This is a genomic window from Shewanella sp. LC6 (genome assembly GCF_006385735.2).
Lineage (GTDB): Bacteria > Pseudomonadota > Gammaproteobacteria > Enterobacterales > Shewanellaceae > Shewanella > Shewanella xiamenensis.
The window spans coordinates 1,566,538-1,592,339 of record NZ_CP043902.1 but is presented as its reverse complement, the minus strand read 5'-3'; the positions used below and the strand labels follow the sequence as shown (position 1 = coordinate 1,592,339).

Genomic DNA, 25,802 nt, shown 5'->3' with positions numbered 1-25,802 from the left:
GAACGTAACAATAACTCATACTTAAATCTCAGCAATTCAACAATTTACTCATGCTTTTAAGCTAGAGCTAAATATCGAATTGACTCAAGATAAATGAGAAGAGCAACAATCATTTTTCTGTGGTGACATCATCCTGTTTCAGGGGCGCCACAGGCAATCACGAGCTTAAGGTGGAAACTTCATGAGCGTAGCAAAACCACAAGGGACAATGCTTGGCCATCCCAAAGGTCTGTTCCTACTGTTTACAACAGAACTCTGGGAACGTTTTAGTTATTATGCAATGCGTGCCATTTTGGTACTGTACTTAGTTGATAAAGTGCAAAGCGAAGGTGGACACGGTTTAGGTTGGAGCCAAGCTGATGCCATTTCGTTATATGGCACCTTCACTGGGCTTGTTTATTTGACCCCACTTCTAGGTGGTTGGTTAGCAGATACCTTTCTAGGCCAACGCCGGGCCATTATGATTGGCGGTACTTTAATGGCGGCTGGTCAATTTATTTTAGGTACGCCCCATGCGTGGGTACCTGGGATGGAAACCGAAGTATTCTACGTCGGCTTAGGCACGTTAATCTTAGGTAACGGCCTGTTTAAACCGAATATTTCTACTATGGTGGGCGATCTGTACCAAGAAGGAGATCACCGCCGTGACGGTGCTTTCACCATTTTCTATATGGGGATCAACGTTGGTGCTTTCCTCTCAGGTATTATCGTAGGCTCAGTAGTTGCCGCTTATGATGGTAATTTCCAAGCTGGTTTTATCTGCGCAGGTATCGGTATGATCCTGTCGTTAATTATCCAGCTTGTGTTTGCACAAAAGTTACTTGGTGATATCGGTAGAACTCCTGCTGCTAAGCTTGAAAAGCAAAAAGCAGCAGAAAAAGGAGAAGTCCGTAAAGAACCACTGACGAAGGTTGAACGTGACCGTATTAAAGTCATCATGGTGATGGGTTTATTTACTATTATTTTCTGGGCGGGCTTCGAGCAAGCTGGCGGCCTGATGAACTTGTTCACGAACGACTTTACCGACCGCATGATCGGCACATGGGAAGTACCAACCACTTGGTTCCAATCCTTAAACGCAATGTTTATCGTTATTTTCGCCCCTGTTGTTGCTTCGATTTGGGTACGTTTAGGTAAGAACGAACCTAACTCCCCGATTAAGTTTGCTTTAGGCTTAGTACTGTTAGCCGTTGGCTTCTTATTTATGATCGGTGCCGTTGTCGAAATGGGCGGTGACGCTACAGCTAAATCAAGCATGTGGTGGTTGGTTGGCGCTTATTTCTTCCATACCATGGGTGAACTTTGCTTATCGCCTATTGGTTTATCTATGGTCACTAAGTTAGCTCCACTACGCATCGCTTCGTTAATGATGGGTTCTTGGTTCCTCTTTGTGGCTGCAGCTAACAAAATTGGTGGTGTGGTGGGTTCCTTTATTGGCCATGGCGGCGAAAAAGAAGAACAACTTGCCAATGCAATGGCTATCTTCTCGGGTATTGCAATTACCGCAGCACTTTCTGGTGTGATCTTATACTTTATGGCTGACAAATTAGTCGATTGGATGCACGGTGCGGAAAGCAAGCATCACAATGAAGCCGAAGCATTAGAAGATGAAATTGCGGTAACCGCTGAACACGAAGCCATTAAAAGATAACGCAGCTAGAAGCTAGGACGCAGCCAAATGCGCTGCTCTAGGTGACTTAGCTGCGAGAAAAAGCAGATCGGGCTTCGTCCTGATAGGACGCTTCTACCCATCCTGAATAATTCTATATTCGATAAAAACGCTGCAGAAATGCAGCGTTTTTTATTGCTTTGCTCCCAAAACACGTTGAGTTTAGAGATGGGATGTTTCGCACACAGACAAATTAGAATATGGGGACTAGGTTCTAGGTGCTAAGTTCTAGGTGCTAGAGTCTAGCTTCTCGAGCCACGCAGTGGCGTTCTAGCAGCGCTTTTGGCTGCGTCCTAGCACCTTATCTTCTTATAAACTTAATTGAATAAAACCACCCGCAGGCAAGTTTGAATTGTAGACTAATCCTTTAAATTGATTATCTAATAACTGCTGCTTATGTTCAGGCTCATTGGTTGCAATACAAAGCTGCTCCTGGGGCAGAATCGTTCGAAACTGAACACTCGGTTTACCCCAATCTAATACCCCTAGTGGTAAACTTTCTGAAATAGCCAATGGACTTAACCCTTTGTCATTACGTAAATAGCACCTCAGTCCCTTGCCTGCTAAGGCAATGGCGGCACGATAACGAGTTAGTTCGATTGCGACATAAACAATATCTACGGTGATATCTAAACCGGACTTGGCTAAACGCTCATTCAAGTAGCTCAGCATATTGAACGGCTCGATAATGGTTTTACTCTGGCCACTTCGATAACTTTTCAGCTTTTGGTTGACAAAACTGCGTAGCAAAACACAAGCAAACGCCGCACGATTGTCTTCGGGATAGAGGTGAGCCATATACATGATCAAATGATCGCTGCCCACCATTGTTGAGTCAATAAAGTAGCTACTGATATCACTGCTTTTAAATAAGCTGTAATCAACTTTAGCGGCGGGATAACTGATATTTGAAGCAGGGAAAAGTTGCTGCTGAACTTGCTTAGCCGCTTCAACACTTTGCTCTAATAAGGCTAAATTATCATTCAACTCTTGGTGAGATAAAGCATCAAAGTCTGCCTGAGTAATATCATCGGGGTGATTTCGCTGCAGCCCTTGTTGAATGGCTTGCTCGATAATAAAGAGATCGGCAACAGGTTTAACCAAATAATCACTCGCACCGATGCGCAGCGCCTCGACAACATCCGCCATAACATTGTTACCTGAAATAACAATAGAAGGCACTAATGGCTCTAACCTGCTCATTTCCTTAAGCATATCTAAGCCACCAAGCTTTGGCATACTCAAATCGGCAAGTATGATATCGAAACGTTGTTGCTTGAAATGAATCAGCCCCTGCTCTCCATCGCCAGCCTGCACTACCTGTGCACCGCGACCATTTAGAAAGGTAGCAACGATTTGCCTGAATACTGGGTCATCTTCAACCCACAGAATTGAAACACCATTTAACGCCATAAAGATTCCCGCGTAACGTTTACTGCAACAGCAATCATTCAATGATGACATGGGAAGAATCATTTATACGGCATGGGCTTGGCTGCATATTCATGCCTGCAGCCAAGTTAGCGCATGAGCTTACTCAAGTTCCTGCATGTACTGGTCGAGTAGCTCATCATCTTCTTGTTTTTGAGGAACATTGCCATCATAGACCTTATAGTCCATGTGTTGTAAGTACGCATCTTTCACGAAGGCATAGGGATCGAGCGCATTATCAACAAGTCTTTCCTGGTCAATTGCCGAGGCTCTAGCATGTAAGCTTTTAAGGCCCCATTTAACCACGGATTGCCACACTGTGAGTTCAGATAGTGGAAAGTATAGACCATCAACCCAATCTGATGCGAGTTCACGAACAACATATGGACCAGCAAAGGGTGCCATAAAATAGGGACCATTAGGTACACCGTAATAGCCCAACACTTCGTTAAACTCGTCCTGCTTACGTGGCATTCCCATCATATCAGCCACATCAATAACGCCTAGTAACCCTATCGTCGTGTTAACCGTAAAACGACCACCCGCATTCGCCGCCCAACCCCATTTGCCTTGCAATAAGTTGTTTACCACGCTGCTGGGTTCTTCCAAGTTTTGCACAAAGTTATTAATCCCTGTTTTAGCAGGCAACGGGATATAATCGTTATACCCATGTGCAACTGGCCGGTATAGGTACCTATCGAGAAACAGATAGTTAAAGTCCCACATGGCGCGGTTGAACCCTTCAAAGGGATCTCTTGGATCTTCGTAAGTAATTTTTACAGCTGAAGCCCCGTCCTTTGGAGTGCTATCGGGTACGGCTACCTCTGCGCCATAAACCTTGGGCAGTAATGCAAAGCCTAAAAGTACCCCTATCCATTTCAACTTCATATTGCTCTCTTAAATAAATGTACTGCCGAGTTCACGAGTTTTCGTTAAAGTGACCATCAACAAGTGACGATAAAAGATTAGTCATCCGAGTCGTATACTAAGTATGACAGACAAAATGCCACTGACTTTACAAAGCGCATAAGCATACTTGGCAAAACAGTTTGGTCAATTGTTAATTTTTTAAATAACGCACCGCGAGTTATTCCAACAAAGGTTTAGTATGGAGTCGATTCCACTTAGTCAGATTACCAACGCACCATTAATCACTTCAGGGACTCAAAACACTGCCCTGAGCACCAATGCGCGTCCTATTCCCGCTGAAGTCCAACTATCTCCTGAAGGCGATAGTATTATTCTAAACGGTACAGAATATAATTTAAAGCTCGTTAATGCTCAGCAGCGCCAAGCATTAATTATTGCTAGTCAATTTTTAGTCAATCAAGTCGTGAATAGCCCCTCTGAATCGAGTGCTATGATCCAAACCTCGCAACTGATTGCCTTGGGTTCGACAGTCAACCTTAAGCTCCCAGAAGCGATCACATTACTTGCCCAACAAAATGGGATTTCAGAGACAAAATTATACGCTCTCTCTGCCCGCCCACAGGGCTACCCCCTCCCTAATGTCATTGTTACTGCAAAAGAATTCCAATTTACTAATGGAACTGTTGTGCCACAGGATCCAGGAACACGACTTAATGCGGGTGAATATCAAGCAAAAATTACCCTTTTACAAGGGAAACCTATTTTAGTGTTGACCCCAATACTGAGCAAACTCGAAATCCAAATTGGCGCTCCGATAAATGAAACTCAGCTTCCCATTATTGACAAGCAAGCGAGTCATGTTGTGATAAGCAAAATGGAACCCGTTCAGATTATTGCGAGTTTTTTACGGAAACTTGAGGGCTTAGTCCCCCAAACGGATAGCACTGCTGCAAAAGTCAATACGTCTAGCACCCAAGGTGGATCAATTTCCGACATAAAAATATCCCAGACTCAAACGGGTTCTATTGCGGATGAAGTGACATCCGTAAAAAACTCACCATCCAAGATTGCTATTAGCGTCAATTTACAATCCACTACTGAAGTAAAGCTGACGACAGGACAAACTACCAATCAACAAATTGATCCCAAAACGGCTATTCCTGAACCTAAGGCACTGACTAAAGATGCAAGCGCATCGGATGTAAAAAATACCGTAACGGTGTCAACTGCTTTGCAAAGTCAACATGCAAAATCGGACTTTAGCAGCTTACAGACTAAACCACAGGTCCCCGCTAATGAGTTAGCGATGACCAAAAATTTTTCCACTAATGAAACACAGCTAAATCTTAAAACCCCATCAGACTCGTTAGGTGCTGACAAACAAAATAAACTCAACGAAGCCAATATCAATGTTAATCAAGTGCTTCAAAAAGCCTTTACCAAGGCCGGTGCTCTCCCCATCGAGCAGATGGTCTCTCGAGCTAGCACAAACTTAGCTGCCGAGCTGTTAAAACATTTGCCTCATCTAGGCCCACATCCTTTAGGCCAATTAAGCGATCCAAACGAACTAAAAGACAGCATCCTTGGTCTCGCAACCTTAAATTTAGCAACGCCGCAGCTCGCTCAAGCCTCAATGCTATTAAATGCGGGAGCCATTAGCTCATTGTTTCAGTTGTTATTGGGGTTTAGGGCAAATAATGCCAATAGTAAAATGAGTGCTAAATTGGCCGATTACTTAGAGCAACTCCAAACTAAAATCGGATTATCTAACCACCAGCTGGGACAATTTAGTAAAGCTGGCGGCCTAGAAAGCATGGTACAACTAGCTTCAAGCCTACAGCTTTATCAACAAGCCAGTAGTGAAAATAATGGCAATTTAGTGTGGTTTTTTGCCCTTCCCTATGGGATTAATCAACGTCATGAACAATTAGAAGGTAAATTCGAGCGAGAAGCCGATAGCGATGAACAGCAACATCATAAAGGCTGGAATTTACAATTGAAGTTTAATCTCGCCCAGGGTCCATTACTGATATCGGCACGTTTTCACCAACAAGTACTAGATATTCAGTTCAAAGGTGACAGTCAGTCATTACTTCGCCGAGTAGATAACTTTTTGGCTCCACTGGGACAAAAACTATCGCAATTAGGATTTACACCGGGTGAATTATCCACCCAATTAGCACCAGTTCCAGCAACGTTGCTGCCTGGTGATCATTTTCATGTGAAAACAAGAGCATAATTAAAGAGTCTATCTATGGCGGAAGAATACAAAACCCAGCAAGCAGTTGCCTTGAGTTATGACGGAAAACATGCGCCTAAAGTAGTCGCATCGGGTGAAGGGCTAATCGCTGACGAAATTATCGCTCTAGCAAAGGCCTCAGGCGTTTATATTCACCAAGATCCGCACCTGAGTAACTTTCTTCGATTGCTTGAATTAGGCGAAGAAATTCCAAGAGAGCTGTATCTGCTCATCGCCGAATTAATCGCATTTGTGTATATGTTGGACGGAAAATTCCCAGAACAATGGAACAATATGCATAAGAAGATTGTTGATAAGGCTTAAAGCAAAAGTGGCTAGCTCCTAGAGCCACAACGTGGCGTTCTAGAGCAGCAGGCCGAGAGTCACGAAGTGCGTCCCAAATTATTCGCCTATTTACGGTGTAAACGAATTAACAACTCAGCTTCAGCTTTAGGCAATTCACACTCTTTGATTAGCTCATCTACACCAGCTCCGAGGGCAACCATCTTCATCGCACGCGTATAAAGCTTTGCTTGGGGATCCTGTTGAGTAGATTCTTCAATGCGTTCAGATTGTTGATGTAAGCGTTTTTCAAGCTCAATCACACGACGTCCCATACCAATGGTACCGCTTCGAAGCTCCTGCATTTCACGCTTAAAGCCCTCGCGCTGACGATCGCCCTCTTTCACTAATACGGTTAACGCTTCAACTTTACTGCGCAACTTACTTAATTGTTTCTGAAGGTAAAGAACTAAACCTAAACACGCAATCACATAAACTAAGGCTGCGATTAAAAATTCATCGCCCATTCATCATCCCTACGCATCACAATCAGCTGAAATCAGCACCGACTCATCAAGTGGCATTCTAAAAGAGTAAATTAAAGCCAAATGAATCGTTCGCATAACAAAAAGCAAAGCGGCAGATAGACACTATCTGCCGCCTCCGATGAATATTTAGAGTTGATTTAATTCAGCCCACTCTTCATCGGATAATAGTTTGTCTAAATCAACTAAGATCAATAACTCATTATCACGATTGCTAACGCCTTGAATAAACTTCGCACTCTCTTCTGTACCAACGTTAGGCGCGTTATCAATTTCAGAGCGGCGTAAGTAAACGACTTCAGCAACACTATCGACCAAAATACCAATGACTTGCTTTTCCGCTTCAATGATCACGATACGTGTCGAATCATCCACTTCCGCTGATTGCAACCCAAAACGTGAGCGGGTATCAATAACAGTAACCACATTACCGCGTAAATTGATAATCCCTAAAACATAGTGTGGTGCACCAGGTACGGGAGCAATTTCGGTGTAACGCAGCACTTCTTGCACTTGCATGACATTAATACCATAAGTTTCGTTGTCTAACTTAAAGGTAACCCATTGCAATACTGCATCATCTTTACTTGCAGCCACGGCTGCGACATTTCTTGTATCTTTCATGTTTACCTCAACCAATGGAGTCCTGACAGCCTAAACCCGCATCAAGCATTTCAACTAAGGCTTGTACGTGCAAAATGCCACACATTTGTTCTTTAACCACACCAGCTAGCCAAGGACGTTTCCCTGCTTTGCTGCGCCAATTTACTTGCGATTTGGTAATTTTTACTGCATTAAGAAGGGACTCACAAGCTAATCCCCAATTACTGCCCTCTAATAATACAAGATATTGATAATTTACCGATTGCGCCAGTTTATCTGTGTATTTTTCTGGCATAACCCACGCACAGGTATCCACTAGATTTAACTGTTCTTCTCGATGAGTTTGTACACCAAGGAACCAAGAAGGACGGCCAATAATATGATTAATCCGTTCTACTTTGACGATACCACCGAGACTGACTAATGGAACCGCTAACGTCAACCCAGCTACCTTAAAGAATAGTACTTGAAACTCATCATCGAGCACTTCTTGCAGATCTTTTGTCACACTTGGAGGCGCAAAGCCGACTTGGGTGTCGGGCACAGTCGATAAGTTATCGACTTGCGTCGGCGCAACATCCGCAGTCTCATCAACTTCAGCAACCGTTATTACTACAGGTTGCTTGGGTGCTGGTAAAGGTTGCTCGATAACCTCCGTTGGCTTATCAACAACTGTAGCTTCCGCTTTTAGGACTGGCGCAAGCAGGCGCTCTAGCGACTGTTTATTCACTAACGGCTCAGCACTCTCCTTAGAGGAGACAGTAACAATGCTTTTTGCCCGAATAGGTTGTACTTCAGGTTCTAGAGTAGCTTTAACATCCGCTTTAGACCGCTCATGCTCTGCCAAAATGGCATTATTGAGCTGCTGAGTTTCCGTTTTTTTACTGCTATCAAAAGCGGTCGCAACATTTTCTTGAGATTTAATTGGGGAAGCACCAAAGGCACTATCATCTTCGTGCAATAATAATTCAAAAAAATCAAAAACAGTTTCATCAACCGATTTTGACATGGCCAAACTCCCCAGCTAAAAGAAAATCTAATAATCTTTCATAGGCCTTCACACCACGACAACCGCTTGCATAATGGGAGGCGGGTAAATGCGCTAAACTTGCATCTCTAAACTTAGTATCTACAGGAATAACATCACGCCATAGACTCTCACCATACTGTTCACTCAACACCTGCAACGCAGCAGGAGATGCCTTAGTACGCTTATCAAACATTGTTGGGACTACGGTATAACTGTAACGAGTCTTCTTTGACCGCCCCATGATTTCCATAGTTTTGACCATGCGCTCCAGCCCTTTAATCGCTAAGAACTCGGTTTGCACAGGAATGACAATATGTTGGCTCGCGGCTAACGCATTCACCATCAGCACACCTAAGACGGGCGGGCAGTCGACGATGGCAACATCATATTCATCAGCAACAAGGGCAAGCAAATTACGTAAGACAAGTCCCATTCCTTCTTGATGGCCTAAAGCTCTATCCAGTGTTGCTAGCGCCATAGTCGACGGTAATAAATCTAAACCATCCACCAAAGTTGGTACGATATGCGATTTAACCAGCTCTTTTGTAAGATGATTGTGCGCAACAAATACATCAAAAAGAGAACCGGACACCTCTTCTGAGTCAACCCCAAGGTAGTAACCGAGTGAAGCATGAGGATCGGTATCAATCATCAAGACGCGCTTACCCCGTTTAGCGAGTGCTCCCGCTAAACTTGCTACCGAAGTGGTTTTACCGACCCCACCTTTTTGATTCGCTATGGTCCAGACTTTCAAAGCACTGACCTCTTAAATGTTGATTCTGTGCCATTTACAAGTGGAATGATTACGCGGCCCACCACGTTACTCTTCTTCCCTTGTCGTGACTCTTATGCCACCGTTAGGCAGACTTATCACCTTAACACCGTCGGCATTTTCCGAAATCACCACAGGAACTTGAGTCGACTCCTGTTGAACCTCTGTTGTCAATGCTGCTTCATTTTGCAAACGCAAAGAGACTGATGATTCAGCAGGTGACTGAGAGGATAACTGTTGTTTATCCATCTCAGGCACTTTTTCAAGTAAAGGCGGAATATTATTACCATCCGCCGCTCGCATTTCAGGCCCAAGAGTCACCGCATTATGTTCACCAGGCGCCACCATTTTTAGCATAGCCTTAGTTTGTTCTGGGTGTGTAGCAAGCCAATCAGCAATGACCTTAGCTTGTTCATCAGGCACCATGAGCACGACTTGGGTCGATGCTAAGCGTTTAACATCAGCAAGCAATTTTATGTTTTTTCGATGATAATCGAAACTTAAGGCACCAAGACAAACGATCGTCATCATCATTAGCACCATAATAAGCACAATATTTGTGCTTATCTGTGACTTGCTACTAGCCACGTGCAGACTCTTTTAAAATCGATTCAGCCATGTGCTCCAGTGAAATGGATTGAGTGGCAATTCCCGCACTGGCCACTGCTTGAGGCATGCCATAAACGACGCAACTCGCTTCATCCTGCGCCCAAATGGTCGCACCGGCAGCTTTGAGCATGCGTGCTCCTTCTCGGCCGTCAGCTCCCATTCCAGTTAACACTACAGCAAGCACATCTCCACCGTAGGCTTTTGAGGCTGAAGCAAAAGTGATATCGACACAAGGCTTATAATTCATTTCAGCACTACCGGCGAGCACTTTTATTCGGCCTGTGACGCCTGTACGCTCTACCATCATCTGCATTCCACCTGGCGCTAGATACGCACAACCTGGACGCAAAATATCGCCATTTGCCGCTTCTTTTACCTCGATTTTACATAAACCATTTAAACGATTTGCAAATGCTGGGGTAAAAGCGGCTGGCATGTGTTGGATCAGCAAAATAGGATGCGGATAATTTGCGGGAAACTGAGTCAAAATTTTCTGTAAGGCGACAGGCCCCCCCGTCGACGTACCGATTAACAATAATTTGTATTGCTTACCACTAGCACGAATAGACGATACTGGTGACGTACGCACTGGCGCAGGTGCACTTTGAACAGGTGTGGCCACATTCCCTAATACCGAGCCCGTGCTTGGTCTTGGGGTAATTGGGGTAACGCTAGGACGCGCCACTGGACGGAAAATTCGACGACGACCAAGAGCCTTGACTCTTTGCTGCAATAACAAAATCGCTTCATCTTTATTGGTCGCGATATCTTCAAAACGTTTAGGTAAAAAATCTAACGCACCCGCATCTAGGGCGTCTAAGGTAGCCTTAGCGCCATCATGGGTTAATGATGAAAACATCAGAATCGGGGTTGGACACTTTGCCATGATTTCACGGACGGCGGTGATACCGTCCATGACAGGCATTTCAATGTCCATAGTGATTACTTGGGGATTAAGCTCAGCAGCCATCTTCACCGCTTCAGCCCCGTTAGCAGCCGTCGCGATCACTTCCAGTTCAGGATCTTGATTGACTATTTCACTAACACGTCGTCTAAAAAAGCTTGAGTCATCAACGACTAATACTTTAATGGCCATTCCATTCCTTAACTTGGGAACTAACTTTTATTTTTCGCATAATGCTTTAATAGCCCAGGAACATCCAAGATAAGCGCAATACCACCATCGGATGTAATCGTTGCCCCAGCCATACCTGGCGTACCGTGCAACAAGGCTCCCAGTGGCTTAATCACCACCTCTTCTTGGCCAATCAGTGCATCCACAACAAAACCGATCTGCATCATACCTAACTGCACTATCACAACATGACCATGTTTCTTGTCACCATGTTTGAAGGTAGTTTTATTTCGATGCAACCAATGCTCTAGATAGAAGAGCGGCACGGCCTTGTTGCGAACGATGACAGTGAGCTGCCCGTCAACAATGTTGGTTTTGGTAAGATCGAGATGAAAAATCTCATTAACACTTGATAATGGTAGAGCAAAAACTTGTTTAGCCACATCGACCATAAGTGTTGGCATAATTGCCAAGGTTAACGGCACTTTAATCTCAAGTATGGTGCCTTTGCCTTTCATCGAGTCAATATGCACAGTACCGTTGAGTTGGGTGATACGGGTTTTAACCACGTCCATCCCCACTCCACGACCAGAGATATCTGAAATCTCGACCTTGGTCGAAAAGCCTGGGGCAAAGATCAAGTTATAAGCTTCATTGTCCGTCATACGCGCAGCGGAATCTTCATCCAGCACGCCACGTTTAATGGCAATTTGTTTTAACTTTTCGGGATCCATACCTGCGCCATCATCTTCGATTTTTAGCAGAATATGGTCACCCTCTTGGCTTGCCGATAGAGTAATCGTCCCCGTCCTGGGTTTACCAGAGGCTTCACGGTCATTTGGCATTTCAATACCATGGTCGACCGAGTTACGAACCAAGTGCACTAAAGGATCCGCCAGCGCCTCAACCAAGTTTTTATCAAGGTCAGTTTCTTCACCGACCAACACTAAATCAATTTCTTTATTGAGCGTACGGGCTAAATCACGAACAACGCGAGGGAAACGGCCAAAAACCTTTTTGATAGGCTGCATACGGGTTTTCATGACCGCGCCTTGCAAGTCAGCAGTCACTAAATCTAGATTCGCGAGTGCCTTAGACATCTCTTCGTCATCACGACTAATGCCCAAACTCACCAAACGGTTACGTACTAATACTAGCTCTCCCACCATATTCATGATTTGGTCGAGTCGTGCAGTATCTACGCGAACGGTCGTTTCACCTTGAGGAACATTTGCTGATGCGGCAGCGGCAGCTTTAACAGGAGCCTTCTCGGCGAGCGCAACTTCGGCCTGAGGTTTAACCGCTGGAGGGGTTACCGGAGTAACACTGGCTTTAGGCACAGCAGGAGCCGCAGCAGATGTGGCAGGAGTGGGAGTCGGTTTCGCAGATTCCACTTTTGCAACAGCTTTGGCTGGTGCCCCACCTTTTCCATGAAGTTCGTCGAGTAAACGCTCAAATTCATCGTCAGTAATTTCGTCTGAATCGACAGCAACAGCAGTTGGTGTTGGTGTTGACACTGGCACAGCAACAGTTTCAACCTTAGGCTGAGGTGATATAGGTGTATCTACTTTGCCATTAAATTTTCCTGAACCATGAAGCTCATCAAGCAGGGCTTCAAACTCATCGTCAGTGATATCATCACCCGAGCTGGTAGCTTGTTGTACTTTAGGCTTGGCTGTATTTGATACAGAGGGAGTTGACGCAGTGGGTGCTGCCACAACATCAGCATTAGTAGTGTTAGTCACACCGGGACCTTTTCCACTACCGTGCAGTGCATCAAGCAAAGCCTCAAACTCCGCTTCATTAATCTCATCAATACTTGAGTTTGAAGAACTCACAGCCTCAACAGGCATCTCTTCAACTGCGACAACGTCAACAACAGTTTCAATAACGGACTCGGGTTCGGGCTCAGCAATAGATTGAGGCTCTGACGCAGTTTGTCCTAATTCTGACGGCAGAGGCTCACCAGAACTAAGTAACTTTAACTTTGCAAGTAATGCAGCATCAGCAGGATCTTGTTGCTCTCCCTGCTGGGTTTGAGCAAACATGGTGTTAATCGCATCAACAGCCTGAAGAATAATATCCATTAATTCTGCTGTGACACTGCGCTTGCCAGTACGCAATAAATCGAATGTGTTTTCTGCCTCATGGCAGACATCAACCATGGGAGTCAAACTTAGGAAACCTGCGCCGCCCTTTACGGTGTGAAACCCCCTAAAAATGGCATTTAGCAAGTCAGTATCATCAGGATTATTCTCAAGGGCAACAAGCTGCTCTTGAAGCAACTCTAATATTTCCCCCGCCTCGATTAAAAAGTCCTGGAGTATCTCTTCATCTACATCAAAGGCCATCAAATTGACTCCCAGTTAGAAACCCAGACTCGATAGCAGATCATCCACTTCGTCTTGACCTGTTACTACATCTTGACGAAGCTCGGCATTCATTATCGGCCCTTCAGCTTCAATATTATTTTTCTGAGTAATCTGACTCTCAATCATTGGCTGCTCACCAAACACCGTCAGCATAGACACCAGATTACTTTCAACTTCCATCACTAGATCGATTACCCTGCGGATCATTTGTCCAGTCAGGTCTTGAAAATCCTGCGCCATCAATATTTGGTTGAGCAATTCGCGTAATCGGTTTGAGTCCAATTCACTTCGCGACATCAAATGCTGAACGTTATGGCAAAGCACCTTAAAATCACTGAGGGCAATTTCACGACGCATTAATTTGTCCCACGATGGCATCACTTGTTGGATGTTCGCGGTTAATGCATTCGCTAACGGCAAGCACTCCTCAACAGCATCCATAGTCTTATTTGCAGCTTGTTCAGTCATGTCAATGACATAACTTAGCCGTTCCTTAGCATCGGGTATTTCTGTATTGGCTAACTCAACTAACCGATTATCGATTTGGAAATCCATAAGAGCGCTATGCAATTGGCGAGTGAGTTTGCCCACCTCATCAAAAAGTTCCCTCTGAAGAGGAGCTGCCAGTTCTCTTAATAAATCATCAGCTTGATTTTGTTCATTCGCGCTTAACAGTTCGACTAAACGCTGAGCATGCTCGAGCGTGATGAGCCCTGATGTATGTGACTTCATAGCTCATCCCTGCTTAAGCGAGTCGTTCAAATATTTTATCTAGCTTCTCTTTCAATGTTGCTGCGGTAAAAGGCTTTACCACATACCCATTCACACCCGCTTGTGCTGCAGCAATAATTTGTTCACGTTTTGCCTCGGCAGTGACCATTAATACCGGTAAATGCTTCAAGGAGTCATCGGCCCTAATGGCTTTAAGTAAATCGATACCCTGCATGCCTGGCATATTCCAGTCTGTAACGACAAAATCAAAATCGCCTTTTTGCAACATTGGCAAGGCGGTTGAGCCATCGTCCGCTTCCTGGGTGTTGTTAAAGCCCAAGTCTCGCAACAAGTTCTTGATGATACGTCTCATTGTCGAAAAGTCATCAACGATGAGAATCTTCATATTCTTGTCCAAGGTTTCCTCCGGTGAGCTGACATTCAGTGCTCAATTAATAATTATACTTATGTCCAATGCTTGAGTTTGCCTTTGAGTCGCAACATTGCCTGACTTAATATCTGGCTAACACGCGATTCGCTTACCTCAAGAATGGCGCCAATCTCTTTTAAATTCAATGCTTCATCGTAGTATAACGATAGCACTAGCGCGTCCCTTTCGGGCAATAATTTTATCGCCTCAACAAGTGCAGAATGAAACTGGGTTTCTGCCAAGACCTCAAACGTACCATCGCTAATATCATCGCTTGTAGTGAGTATATCCTGTGATACGCCTAAGTCTTCTATCCCTATGATTTTACCAACAGAAACATCGTTAAGAATATGATGGTACTCATCGAGCGTCATATCAAGTTTTTCTGCAATTTCTGTGTCGCGCGCATCACGACCTAGCACTTGCTCTAATTCATCAATAGCTTGGGCAACTCGACGATTATTTCGGTGGACAGAACGAGGAACCCAATCGCCACGGCGGATTTCATCCAACATGGCGCCACGGATCCTTATGCCGGCGAAGGTTTCAAACTTTGCACCTTTACCGCCATCAAACTTAGATGATGCTTCTAATAATCCCATCATCCCCGCCTGTAGCAGGTCATCTAACTGCACAGAGGCAGGTAATCTGGCGAGCAAGTGATGTGCAATTCTTTTAACCAACGGTGCATACTGTTCAACGATTGACGTTTTATTGTCTAAACAAGTATACGCTGCGGCTTTATTCACTCGTTTTTTCCTCTTGAAAATCTGGTCGTTGAACTAAGCGCTCAACGAAAAACTCCAAATGCCCACCAGGTTGCTGTGGTACTGGCCAGCTCATAATTTTATTCGCTAGGCCTTGGTAAGCAATTGCAGCGGGAGACTTAGGATAAGCTTCAACCACTAACTTTTGCTTGCGAACCGATTTACGCAAATTTTCATCAAATGGAATGGTCGCAACTAATTCAAGTGCCACGTCCAAGAATCTGTCGGTCACTTTACTGAGTTTAGCAAACAATTCCATACCTTCGCGTAAACTACGCACCATATTTGCAACAATTTTAAAGCGGAAGACGCCGTGTTCACGGCTGAGGATTTTGATTAATGCATAGGCGTCAGTAATAGACGTTGGTTCGTCACAAACAACAACCAACACATCCTGTGACGCACGGGAGAAACTGAGTACCATGTCAGAAATCCCCGCGGCAGTATCCACGATGAGGATATCAAACTGGGTGCGCATCTCACTGAAAGCACGAATTAAGCCAGCATGTTGCGCAGGACTTAGCTCTACCATGCCCTGAGTACCCGATGTGGCTGGCACAATCCCAATACCTTTAGGCCCCCGGACAATAATGTCATCTAACTCAGCATCGCCAGACAATACATGGGAAAGGTTACGTTCAGCACGGATCCCTAACATGACATCGACGTTTGCTAAGCCAAGGTCAGCATCAAGCACTAAGACACGCTTGCCCTTCTCGGCTAATGCTACGGCAGTATTGATGGATACGCTGGTTTTACCCACACCACCTTTACCACCCGTAACCGCGATTACTTTCACTTTTTCGTTATAGGGTTGATTCATCATACGTAAACCACTTGCTTGATCCAGGGTCATAACTCTACTCAAATGCACAGGTCATATTATCTGACCACGCTGTGTCTGGTAACGATTGTTGTTCTGTGTTTTCTAAGGCCGCTAATGCTTGCTCAGCGAGCATCAAAGTATCAGCAACTTTCATATCTTCGGGCACTCGCTGCCCATCCGTAACATAACTTAATGGCAATCCACTTTGGATCAACACACTTAATGCGCCCGCTAAAGACACAGATTCATCAAGTTTGGTGAGTACAACACCAGATAAGGGAATGCGTTTAAAGTGATTTACAGCATCTTGCAGCACGCGGCGCTGTCCTGTGGCAGACAGTACCAGATAACTGCGGATAGGTATTCTGCTATTTGCAGTTAAATTATCAAGTTGCTGGTAAAGCCGCATATCTCGTTGGCCCATACCCGCGGTATCTATCAATACTAGCTTGCGATTTCTAAACTGATACAGAATTTGCTCTAGTTCAGCAAGGTCATGGGCTTGTTTGACTGGGCAGCCCATGATTTTGCCATAGGTGGCCAATTGCTCATAGGCGCCAATACGATAATGATCTGTGGTAATCAATGCCACTTGGTCAGCACCATGGTGAGCAGCAAAGCGTGCGGCCAGTTTAGCCAAGGAAGTGGTTTTCCCCACTCCAGTGGGACCAACTAATGCCACAACACCGCCTTGCTTAACAATATCATCACCTTGATTATCAAGCATATTCGCAAGACTTTGCGGCAGTGCACGAACTAATTCTGCAGGAGTATAGTGTTGGCTCAGCGCAGCTAATTTGTTTGCCACCGCTGGTGAAAACTCGGCCTCCAACAACTTTGACTCCAGCATGGCACCGACAGGGTCGATACGCTTTTTATGCTCAGTCATCAATGCTGAAACCTGATGGGTCAACAAATTACGTAAGGATGATAACTCGTCGCGCATGGCTTCAAGATCGGCATTTTGCTTTTGCGAACTCTGTGACTTTTTATCGAAGGGATTGCCCATATCACGGCGCTCAGCTTTAGGCGCAGCTGCGGTAGCTTGTAATCCTTTAGCCCATGCAGGAAGCTCTGCATCTTGTTGTTGATGCGTGAGTTGTTGGTTTAAACGATTTTGTTGCTTCTCAAGCAAGGCTTGGAGTGAGTCCGCTGGCGCCGAGGGTTTTAGCTTAGTTTCAGCGCGGATAGGCGCTTTGGCACCGAGCGAAACTAAGTCATCACTCACATCCATAAAGGTCGGAGTCGCAGCAGGCGCTTTCGCTTTTGGCTCGTCGTAGTCAACGGCAGCGACAATCTCAATACCGCCGTTCACCTTTTTATTGGACATAATCACCGCATCGGAGCCGAGCGTGTCCTTCACTTGGGCCAGTGCAGCACGCATGTCTTTGGCAAAAAAACGTTTAATCTTCACTTATGCGTCCTCTACTGGCCGACGGCAGATACGATGCGTATTTGCTTTTCATCGGGGATTTCTTGGTAAGAAATCACTCTGAGATTAGGAATAGTATATTTAACAAAGCGAGACAGGGTCGCACGTAACATACCAGACGTTAGCAAAATGGCAGGCTGTCCGACCATTTCTTGCTTTTGAGCGGCATCCGCTAAGGATTGTTGCATACGCTCCGCAAGACCTGGCTCGATATTGGGGCCATCTCCACCCGTTGCTTGCATTGATTGATGCAACATTTGTTCCAACTCTGGCGCCAAAGTTATGACGGGGATTTCGAGTTCAGGGCCAGAGATCTCTTGAACGATCATGCGCTTCAATGCGATACGCACCGCCGCCGTTAACACTTCAGTATCGTTACTCTTAGTGCCGTATTCTAACAAAGTTTGCACTATGGTACGCAAGTCTCTGACAGAAACTCCTTCATTTAATAGGTTTTGCATCACTTTTACGACATTTCCGAGCGGCATCACATCAGGAATAAAGCCATCCACCAACTTAGGCGAGTGTTTAGCAAGCATATCCATCAGTTGTTGCACTTCTTCGTAGCCTAAAAGTTTTGCTGCATTATTCGTCAATATTTGGCTGATATGAGTTGCCACTACCGTCGCGGCATCCACTACCGTATACCCTAAGGTTTGGGCATGTTCACGCAGTTCAGGGGCAATCCACACGGCTTCGAGACCAAAGGCAGGATCACGGGTCTCAATGCCATCTAACTTACCGTACACTTGTCCCGGATTAATGGCGAGCTCGCAGTCATGGCGAATATCCGCCTCACCCACAACAACGCCCATAAGAGAAATACGATAGGCATTAGGCGAAAGGTCTAAATTGTCACGTATGTGAACCGCAGGAACCAAGAATCCCAATTCTTGCGAAAGCTTTTTACGTACGCCCTTGATCCGGCTGAGTAATTCTCCACCTTGACCTTTATCGACTAAGGGGATTAAACGGTAACCCACTTCAAGACCGATAGTGTCGACATGATGCACATCGTCCCAGCTAAGTTCCTTAGGCTCTCTTTCGGCTCTTTCCGTTGGGCCCGTTTTGACTTGTTCGAGGGCTTTGGCACGTTTAGCCTCATTACGTTTAAATATAAAATAAGCCGCACATCCCGTTAAAACGGCGAAACTTAAAAACGCCATGTGCGGCATTCCAGGCACAATCCCCATAACGAACAATACGCCAGCAGCAATCCCTAGCGATTTATGACTGTCAAACATCTGACTCATCAACATCTGACCCATATCGCCAGATTCATTTTGGCGAGTTACCATCAATGCCGCAGCAATTGACAGTAATAAGCCTGGGATTTGGGCGACTAACCCGTCACCTATTGTTAAGAGGGTATAAATTTCAACGGCTTGAGAGAATGTCAAACCATGCTGCACAATCCCGATAATAAAACCACCGAGAATGTTGATCACTAAAATCATGATACCCGCGATAGCATCGCCCTTAACGAACTTAGACGCACCGTCCATTGCGCCATAGAAGTCAGCTTCGCGGGTGACTTCAGCCCGTCTTGTTCTGGCTTGATCTTGATTAATAATGCCCGCATTTAAGTCAGCATCAATTGCCATTTGCTTACCGGGCATCGCATCTAAGGTAAAGCGAGCACTCACCTCAGCAATCCGGCCAGCACCTTTGGTAACAACAGCAAAGTTGATAATAATCAGAATGATAAATACAACTAGACCAACGGCATAGTTACCACCAATCACTACGGAGCCAAAGGCCTCAATCACCTTACCCGCCGCATCACCACCGTTGTGACCTTCGAGTAATACCACACGGGTCGAGGCCACGTTAAGTGCAAGTCGAAGCAGTGTTGCAACTAATAAAACGGTTGGAAAGGCAGCAAAGTCTAAAGGTCTATCGGTATAAATCGCGACCAAAAGCACAATCAAGGCTAAAGCAATGTTAAAGGAAAATAAGATGTCGAGTAGAAACGGGGGAATTGGCAGTACAATCATCGCCAATGCTGCAAGCACTAGTGCTGGCGTACCTATGCCCTTAAAAGAGCTTAGCTTCAACTGTTTTACTTGGCCTAGGGAGGCTTTAACATCCATTCACAGATACCTAAACTTTGACGTATAACAGCCTAAAAGCAAAAAGCACGCCAACAACTAACAATCAGGTAGTGAAGCTAATATGTAGCTAGCTAACTTTACGTTAGAGCACTATTTACTCGTTACTAGGACTTGTTGAGATTTCAAGATTATATTTTGTTCATTCTGGCCGAAACGAAGAAAGATGTGTGGTTGTCTTACTCAAATGACGAGCAGCTTTTATGACAGAAAGTAAGAGTAAGGGCTTACCAGATAACTCCTGAGGGCTACATTTGGCTGCAAAAATAATACTGAAACATCTATCGTTCCTAGGGCGTGTTGACGTTTCGAAATTAGATTTTGTTCATTCTGGCCGAAACGAAGAAAGATGTGTGGTTGTTCTACTCAAATGACGAGCAGCTTTTATGACAGAAAGTAAGAGTAAGGGCTTACCAGACGAACCCTTCGGGCAGCATTTGGCTGGCTTTTCTGCCGCGTTATCGTCCGTTTATGTAGAATAACTACACTGCACGGACTTTGCCTTGCATAAAAGCCAGCCAAACTGCTGCAAAAACAACCATGAAACGTCAACACGCCCTAGTACTTCAGATCTTCAGGAATAGGTTGATTAACGGGAATAGGGATAGGTTTGCGGCCACGCCCTTTTTGATACTGCCTTAACTGGAATACATAAGCGAGTACCTGTGCTACCGCGGTAAATAGGCCTTCGGGGACTTGTTGATCAAGTTTAGTGGTATGGTAAATCGCCCGCGCAAGTGGTGGTGCAGTAACGATGGCTATATTATGCGCCCTTGCTACCTCACGAATTTTAAAGGCAACCTCATCGACGCCCTTAGCAATCACAAAAGGTGCTGCAGAGCGCTTAACATCATATTTTATCGCCACTGCATAGTGCTCAGGGTTCACCACAATCACATCCGCATTGGGAACTTCGGCCATCATGCGTCGCTGCGCTAATTCACGCTGCATTTGGCGGATTCGCCCTTTGACCTCAGGTTTACCCTCGGTATCTTTATACTCGTCTTTGACCTCCTGCTTTGTCATTTTCAGCTGTTTATTATGGTTCCAGATCTGAAATGGCACATCGATCACTACAATGAATAGTACGGAAGAGCAAAGTAGGATAAACATCCATACCAGTAAATCTAAGGCGTGGTAGACATTCCCAGGAAGATGATCGGCAGAAAGGAGTAAAATATCATTAAAATAATGATTTAGAAGAAAATATGCCGCCAACGCGACAACAGAAAACTTAGCAATGCCCTTCATTAATTCAACCAAGGCTTGCACACCAAACATCCGTTTAAAACCCGCAATCGGGCTCATTTTGCTGGCTTTAGGCATCATGGCTTGGGTAGAAAAATTCATTCCACCAAGGGACACGTTACCGATAAATGCCACCACCACAATCAGCAGCATAATCTTAAGTAACGGCCAACCAATTTCGCCGCCGACAACGCCCCAGACATTAAACATTTGATTAGTATCAAAAATTGCAGCTCTATCCATGGTAAACACACGTTCAAACACATTGGAAAGTGCTTTTGCAATTCCAGGACCGAGCATATACAGTCCTGTTGCAGCCGAAAGCAGAACTGTGGCCGTACCTAATTCTTTGGAACGGGCAACCTGACCTTTTTCCCGCGCCTGTTCGAGGCGCCTCCCGGTGGGTTCCTCGCTGCGTTCGCCGCTACTTTCTTCAGCCATTACGCGTTCCTATCCGGTTAAAGTATGCCATCGGCTTGACACTGAAGCCCTAAAATATCACACAGCAAAAGCTGTGCCGATGCCCATACTTCATCGAAATGAGCCATAACAGGAGTTAAGGTTAACCATAAAATTAACAATCCACCGATCATCGTAATCGGAAAACCAATCGAAAAAATGTTTAGCTGTGGTGCAGCGCGGGTCATAACCCCAAAGGATAAATTGACTACCAATAACGCGATAATTGCTGACAGCGACATAGTTAATGCCGCACCAAACATATAAGACCCCCATTCCGCCAACGCGCGATAGCTGGTCAACGTTAATCCCACATTAGAAATCGGCAGTGTATCAAAACTGGCCACAAGCATACGGATCATCAACAGATGACCATCAACAGCTAAAAAAATTAAGGTTGCGAGCAACAGGAAGAAGTTACCAATCACTGGAGTTTGTTGTCCAGAGCTCGGATCAACCATAGAGGCAAAACCTAAGCTGGTCTGCATGCCGATAATCTGACCCGTTAACACAAAGGTTTGCATCACCATTTGGGTCACAAAACCCATGGCAACACCAATAATAATTTGCTGTGCAGTAATAAAAACGGCGCTTAAGGAAAAGAGTTCTGCATCCTTAACGGGCGGCAACACGGGGGCAATTGCGAGGGTTATGGCAATAGCAAGAAGTAAACGCACACGAGTGGGAGTTGTTGCCGCGCCAAACACCACCATAACCATCAGCATACTGGCGACTCGAAACAGTGGCCACATATACGAAGCAATGGTTTGCATTAACGTATCAAGCAGCAACTCCATGGGATTAACCTACCACTTGAGGAATACGGTTAACCATTTCAATAAAGAAATCCATTAAGGTCTGTACTAACCAATGACCCATTAACATCAAAGCAAGCAAGGTCACAATAAGTCGAGGTAAAAAACTTAAAGTTTGCTCGTTAATTGAGGTCGCAGCTTGGAATACCGCCACAATTAAGCCAATGCCGAGCCCAGGCAGAACAATAGCCGAAACCATCATCACAATAACGGCTAGAGCTTCGCGAAAAATATCGATTAGCGCTTCTGGCGTCATCTCAGTACTCCGCCTGTCTAACCAAAGCTATTGGCTAAGGTGCCCATCACAAGCCCCCAGCCATCAACAAGTACAAACAGCATAATTTTAAAGGGCAATGACACAATCATAGGCGAGAGCATCATCATCCCCATGGCCATTAAGATACTGGCCACCACTAAATCGAGTACTAAAAAAGGCACAAACAACATAAAACCAATTTGAAAGGCCGTTTTGAGCTCGCTGGTGATAAATGCAGGCACAAGCACACTCATTGGTGCTTCTTCGGGTGAATTAATATTCTGGTAACCCGAAATATCGATAAAGGTTTTGAGATCCGTGGTACGCACTTGCCCCAACATAAATGCCCTTAACGGCTCTTTGCCCTTATCAAAGGCCTGTTGCAGAGTAAGCTGTTCATCAATATAAGGTTTTACCCCTTGATCATAAATTTTATCAAATACCGGCGCCATAATGAAAAAGGTCATAAACAGGCTCATACCGATTAAGACTTGGTTAGACGGTGTCTGCTGTAAACCAATCGCTTGGCGCAAAATGGAGAGCACTACAATGATGCGGGTAAAGGACGTCAACATAATGACCATGGCGGGTAAAAAACTCAGCGAAGTCATTAGCAATAGGATTTGCATGGTAACCGAATATTCGGTCGAACCATCGGCGGCGGTTTTTACGGTTACCGCAGGCAGTACACCATCGGCAGCGCCTACCGAGGTCGCAAACATCAGTGCACTGATCCCTATAAAAGTGAGTATGTACTTCATCATTGTTTTAATTTCGCCTGCCGTAGCTTGTCCGCAAAAGATACGGACTCAATTTCGATAGGCTCAGCTAATTTATCAATTAAATTAACTTGTTGCCCACTCACGCCAAGTAAATACTGCTGTTCACCCACTTGAACTAAAACAAGGCGCTCTTTCTGACCAAGGGATGTTACTGCAAGGGTTTTCAGCACACTATGATTGGTTGGCACTAAATTAAATCGCCTTAGCAGGTAAGCTAAGGCGAAAATAAGCAATAGAACTAAAATAAGCCCACCGAGCATACTCGCCGCTGCTGCCATTTGTGATGGCTCAGTCACTTTTGCTGTCGCCACTGCACCTTGGGTGGCCACTTCAGCGACACTCGCCTGAGCTGCTGACGCGGCATTGAGAATTACCGATGTGCTCATCTCGCTCCTTCAGGCTTTTTCTTAATGAGTGATATTACTTAAGCTTTTTAATTCGCTCAGTCTGACTAATTACATCTGTTAAGCGAATACCAAATTTATCGTTTACCACCACCACTTCACCATGGGCGATAAGCGTGCCATTAACCATCACATCCAACGGTTCACCTGCAACTCTATCGAGCTCAACCACTGAACCTTGGTTCAGCTGTAACAGGTTACGGATACTGATGAAGCTGCGACCAACTTCCATCGAAATCGTCACAGGTATATCTAAAATGGTATCTAACTTAGCCGCTTCTGCCTTGCTAATCGGCTGTGAGTCATCCACTAGCTCATCAAGATCAACGGCATTAGCCTCTTCCAGAGCTTGTTCGGCCATCGCAGCTGCCCAATCATCATCTGTACTCATCTCACTCCACCTTTATAATTCTGATATGTCTCTGGCTTTGCCTTTACGCGTCACTAATTGTAATTCGGATTTGACCGTCTCAGGACGAGGAATTTTTTCGTAAATTTTAAGTGCTAGATTATCGCGTGAACGTCCCATTTTACAGCGGTAAGTCGGTAAGTCCTCAATTCTCATCATAATGTACTCTGGCAATTCAATAGGGATAATATCCCCAGCCTTAAAGTTCATTACATCTTTGAGTGTGAGTTCGTGCTCAACCACGGTGGCATCAAAGCCTACTTTAACGTCCATAATCTCGTCATGAAGCGCCTGTGACCAACGCATATCGGTATCTTGTTTATCACTCTGTACGCCCGCATCGAGTAATTCGCGGATTGGCTCAATCATCGAATATGGCATCGTGATGTGGAAATCACCACCACCACCATCCACTTCGATATGGAAGGAGTTAATGACAACGACTTCAGTTGGACTGACAATGTTAGCCATCGCTGGGTTAACTTCGGAGTCTAGATAATCAAACTCCACATCCATCACTGGTGCCCAAGCATCTTTATAATCTTCAAAGATAATTTTAAGTAATAACTGCACAATACGCCGTTCAGTGGGGGTAAATTCCCGCCCTTCAATCTTGGCGTGGAAACGGCCATCACCACCAAAAAAGTTATCCACCAAAATAAATACCAGTCGCGCTTCCATGGTAATCAGCGCAGTACCTTTTAGGGGGTGGAAACGTACCATGTTCAGACTGGTTGGGACGAATAGGGTATGTACGTACTCACCAAACTTGAGCATTTGCACGCCGTTGATCGACACTTCGGCCGCGCGACGCATCATGTTAAACATGCTGATCCGCAGGTGACGGGCAAAACGCTCATTAACAATTTCGAGCGTGGGCATACGACCACGCACAATCCGATCTTGGGAAGAAAAATCGTAGGAACGAGCCTCCTGCCCAGCGGCATCAAGCTCATCATCCTCTTCGACATCATCGACCCCGTGTAAGAGCGCATCAATTTCGTCTTGGCTTAATAAATCACTCACAGTATTGTCTTCGCCTCTTTAAGGTGCTGAAGATGAAAGGTTATTGCATGACAAAACCAGTAAAGAGCACTTTTTCAACGACTTTACGTCCCGTTACAGATTGCAACGTGTTTTGTACGCTCAACAGGGCTAATTGTCGTAATTCATCTTTACCCGCCTGTGTACTTAGCTTTTGCACATCGGCACCACTAAAAGTGGTTAGCAGCGCATCTTCAATCAATGGAATGTGCTTTTGGGTCAACACATCATCATCTTGACCTCTGACCATAAGTTGCACTTTGATTTCGACAAGCCGAGCGCGGTCCGGTCCTGGAAGGTTAAATAAAAATGGGCGAGGCATCGGCACATAAGCTGCCAATGCCGGCTCAGCAGCCGGCGCTGCCGTTTCGGTTTTAGCACCTTCGGCCTCGACAGGAGCCTCTTCACTACTTCCAAGGAAAAACCAAAGCGCGCCACCAATTAATAGCGCAACAAAGACACCCACACCGATAAAAATAAATAGCTTCTTTTTACTTTTTGGTGCTTCAGTACTTTCAAGTTCTAGTGATTCTTCCTTGGCCATTTTCTGTTCTCTTTAATAGGCTAAATTTGGGAATGGGATTAAGGCTCAGTTTATAATCCACTTTGTT

General features: G+C 45.1%; 26 protein-coding genes. 3 read left to right on the top strand and 23 right to left on the bottom strand.

The window, feature by feature from the left end; translation table 11 throughout:
* Positions 1–181: 181 nt before the first annotated feature.
* Entirely contained in the window at positions 182–1,651 is a 1,470-nt protein-coding gene (locus tag FJD32_RS07185) for a peptide MFS transporter (protein ID WP_037420415.1), read from the top strand.
* Positions 1,652–1,978: 327 nt separating this feature from the next.
* Here the strand turns inward: FJD32_RS07185 and FJD32_RS07180 are convergent, their stop codons facing one another.
* Complete coding sequence (locus FJD32_RS07180; protein ID WP_140907835.1) at positions 1,979–3,082, bottom strand: response regulator; 1,104 nt, start codon at positions 3,080–3,082, stop codon at positions 1,979–1,981.
* A gap of 120 nt (positions 3,083–3,202) precedes the next feature.
* Positions 3,203–3,988: a VacJ family lipoprotein gene (locus tag FJD32_RS07175; protein ID WP_037420409.1), complete on the bottom strand. Its 786-nt coding sequence runs from the start codon at positions 3,986–3,988 to the stop codon at positions 3,203–3,205.
* A 220-nt stretch (positions 3,989–4,208) separates the two neighbouring features.
* On the opposite strand from FJD32_RS07175, the gene FJD32_RS07170 reads away from it, so the two are divergent.
* Together FJD32_RS07170 and FJD32_RS07165 are read left to right on the top strand one after the other, a co-directional pair.
* Positions 4,209–6,209, top strand: a complete 2,001-nt coding sequence (locus FJD32_RS07170) for a hypothetical protein (protein ID WP_140907834.1) — start codon at positions 4,209–4,211, stop codon at positions 6,207–6,209.
* 15 nt (positions 6,210–6,224) lie between these two features.
* Positions 6,225–6,533 (top strand): EscU/YscU/HrcU family type III secretion system export apparatus switch protein, encoded by a 309-nt coding sequence (locus FJD32_RS07165; protein WP_037420403.1) that lies wholly within the window; start codon positions 6,225–6,227, stop codon positions 6,531–6,533.
* 86 nt (positions 6,534–6,619) lie between these two features.
* On the opposite strand, the gene FJD32_RS07160 is transcribed toward FJD32_RS07165, so the two are convergent.
* The 21 genes from FJD32_RS07160 to fliL form a co-directional block, all read right to left on the bottom strand.
* Positions 6,620–7,018, bottom strand: a complete 399-nt coding sequence (locus tag FJD32_RS07160; protein WP_037420401.1) for a DUF2802 domain-containing protein — start codon at positions 7,016–7,018, stop codon at positions 6,620–6,622.
* Positions 7,019–7,165: 147 nt separating this feature from the next.
* Entirely contained in the window at positions 7,166–7,660 is a 495-nt protein-coding gene (locus tag FJD32_RS07155) for a chemotaxis protein CheW (RefSeq protein ID WP_011073088.1), read from the bottom strand.
* Between the two features lie 7 nt (positions 7,661–7,667).
* The gene (locus tag FJD32_RS07150) at positions 7,668–8,648 is read right to left on the bottom strand and encodes a chemotaxis protein CheW (protein ID WP_140907833.1); all 981 of its coding nucleotides are present in this window, start codon (positions 8,646–8,648) and stop codon (positions 7,668–7,670) included.
* Positions 8,632–9,423 (bottom strand): ParA family protein, encoded by a 792-nt coding sequence (locus tag FJD32_RS07145; RefSeq protein ID WP_140907832.1) that lies wholly within the window; start codon positions 9,421–9,423, stop codon positions 8,632–8,634. The genes FJD32_RS07150 and FJD32_RS07145 overlap by 17 nt, the downstream gene beginning before the upstream one ends.
* Before the next feature lie 66 nt (positions 9,424–9,489).
* Complete coding sequence (locus FJD32_RS07140; RefSeq protein WP_181159905.1) at positions 9,490–10,008, bottom strand: membrane anchored protein in chemotaxis locus; 519 nt, start codon at positions 10,006–10,008, stop codon at positions 9,490–9,492.
* 13 nt (positions 10,009–10,021) lie between these two features.
* Positions 10,022–11,146, bottom strand: a complete 1,125-nt coding sequence (locus tag FJD32_RS07135; RefSeq protein ID WP_140907831.1) for a chemotaxis response regulator protein-glutamate methylesterase — start codon at positions 11,144–11,146, stop codon at positions 10,022–10,024.
* A gap of 20 nt (positions 11,147–11,166) precedes the next feature.
* Positions 11,167–13,476: a chemotaxis protein CheA gene (locus FJD32_RS07130; RefSeq protein WP_069453226.1), complete on the bottom strand. Its 2,310-nt coding sequence runs from the start codon at positions 13,474–13,476 to the stop codon at positions 11,167–11,169.
* Positions 13,477–13,491: 15 nt separating this feature from the next.
* Positions 13,492–14,229: a protein phosphatase CheZ gene (locus FJD32_RS07125; RefSeq protein ID WP_037424753.1), complete on the bottom strand. Its 738-nt coding sequence runs from the start codon at positions 14,227–14,229 to the stop codon at positions 13,492–13,494.
* Between the two features lie 13 nt (positions 14,230–14,242).
* A complete protein-coding gene (gene cheY, locus FJD32_RS07120; RefSeq protein ID WP_007649667.1) occupies positions 14,243–14,626 on the bottom strand; it encodes a chemotaxis response regulator CheY in 384 nt (127 codons plus the stop codon).
* A gap of 47 nt (positions 14,627–14,673) precedes the next feature.
* Positions 14,674–15,387, bottom strand: coding sequence for an RNA polymerase sigma factor FliA (locus tag FJD32_RS07115; RefSeq protein WP_047539533.1), 714 nt, complete (start codon positions 15,385–15,387; stop codon positions 14,674–14,676).
* Positions 15,380–16,261, bottom strand: coding sequence for a MinD/ParA family protein (locus FJD32_RS07110; protein ID WP_037420384.1), 882 nt, complete (start codon positions 16,259–16,261; stop codon positions 15,380–15,382). The genes FJD32_RS07115 and FJD32_RS07110 overlap by 8 nt, the downstream gene beginning before the upstream one ends.
* 4 nt (positions 16,262–16,265) lie before the next feature.
* On the bottom strand, positions 16,266–17,645 hold the full coding sequence (flhF, locus tag FJD32_RS07105) for a flagellar biosynthesis protein FlhF (protein WP_037420382.1): 1,380 nt from the start codon (positions 17,643–17,645) through the stop codon (positions 16,266–16,268).
* A gap of 11 nt (positions 17,646–17,656) precedes the next feature.
* Entirely contained in the window at positions 17,657–19,756 is a 2,100-nt protein-coding gene (flhA, locus tag FJD32_RS07100; RefSeq protein WP_037420379.1) for a flagellar biosynthesis protein FlhA, read from the bottom strand.
* Positions 19,757–20,332: 576 nt separating this feature from the next.
* Positions 20,333–21,463, bottom strand: a complete 1,131-nt coding sequence (gene flhB, locus FJD32_RS07095; RefSeq protein ID WP_140907830.1) for a flagellar biosynthesis protein FlhB — start codon at positions 21,461–21,463, stop codon at positions 20,333–20,335.
* A gap of 17 nt (positions 21,464–21,480) precedes the next feature.
* A complete protein-coding gene (gene fliR, locus FJD32_RS07090) occupies positions 21,481–22,278 on the bottom strand; it encodes a flagellar biosynthetic protein FliR (protein WP_069453227.1) in 798 nt (265 codons plus the stop codon).
* Positions 22,279–22,282: 4 nt separating this feature from the next.
* On the bottom strand, positions 22,283–22,552 hold the full coding sequence (gene fliQ / locus FJD32_RS07085; protein WP_037420368.1) for a flagellar biosynthesis protein FliQ: 270 nt from the start codon (positions 22,550–22,552) through the stop codon (positions 22,283–22,285).
* A 17-nt stretch (positions 22,553–22,569) separates the two neighbouring features.
* Positions 22,570–23,313: a flagellar type III secretion system pore protein FliP gene (gene fliP, locus FJD32_RS07080; RefSeq protein WP_172588141.1), complete on the bottom strand. Its 744-nt coding sequence runs from the start codon at positions 23,311–23,313 to the stop codon at positions 22,570–22,572.
* Positions 23,313–23,720 (bottom strand): flagellar biosynthetic protein FliO, encoded by a 408-nt coding sequence (gene fliO, locus FJD32_RS07075; protein WP_037424769.1) that lies wholly within the window; start codon positions 23,718–23,720, stop codon positions 23,313–23,315. Before fliO ends, fliP begins: the two co-directional genes overlap by 1 nt.
* A gap of 34 nt (positions 23,721–23,754) precedes the next feature.
* Positions 23,755–24,129: a flagellar motor switch protein FliN gene (fliN, locus tag FJD32_RS07070; protein ID WP_037420360.1), complete on the bottom strand. Its 375-nt coding sequence runs from the start codon at positions 24,127–24,129 to the stop codon at positions 23,755–23,757.
* A 12-nt stretch (positions 24,130–24,141) separates the two neighbouring features.
* A complete protein-coding gene (gene fliM, locus FJD32_RS07065) occupies positions 24,142–25,173 on the bottom strand; it encodes a flagellar motor switch protein FliM (RefSeq protein ID WP_037420356.1) in 1,032 nt (343 codons plus the stop codon).
* Positions 25,174–25,213: 40 nt separating this feature from the next.
* Positions 25,214–25,735, bottom strand: coding sequence for a flagellar basal body-associated protein FliL (fliL, locus tag FJD32_RS07060; protein ID WP_037420354.1), 522 nt, complete (start codon positions 25,733–25,735; stop codon positions 25,214–25,216).
* Positions 25,736–25,802: the final 67 nt, after the last annotated feature.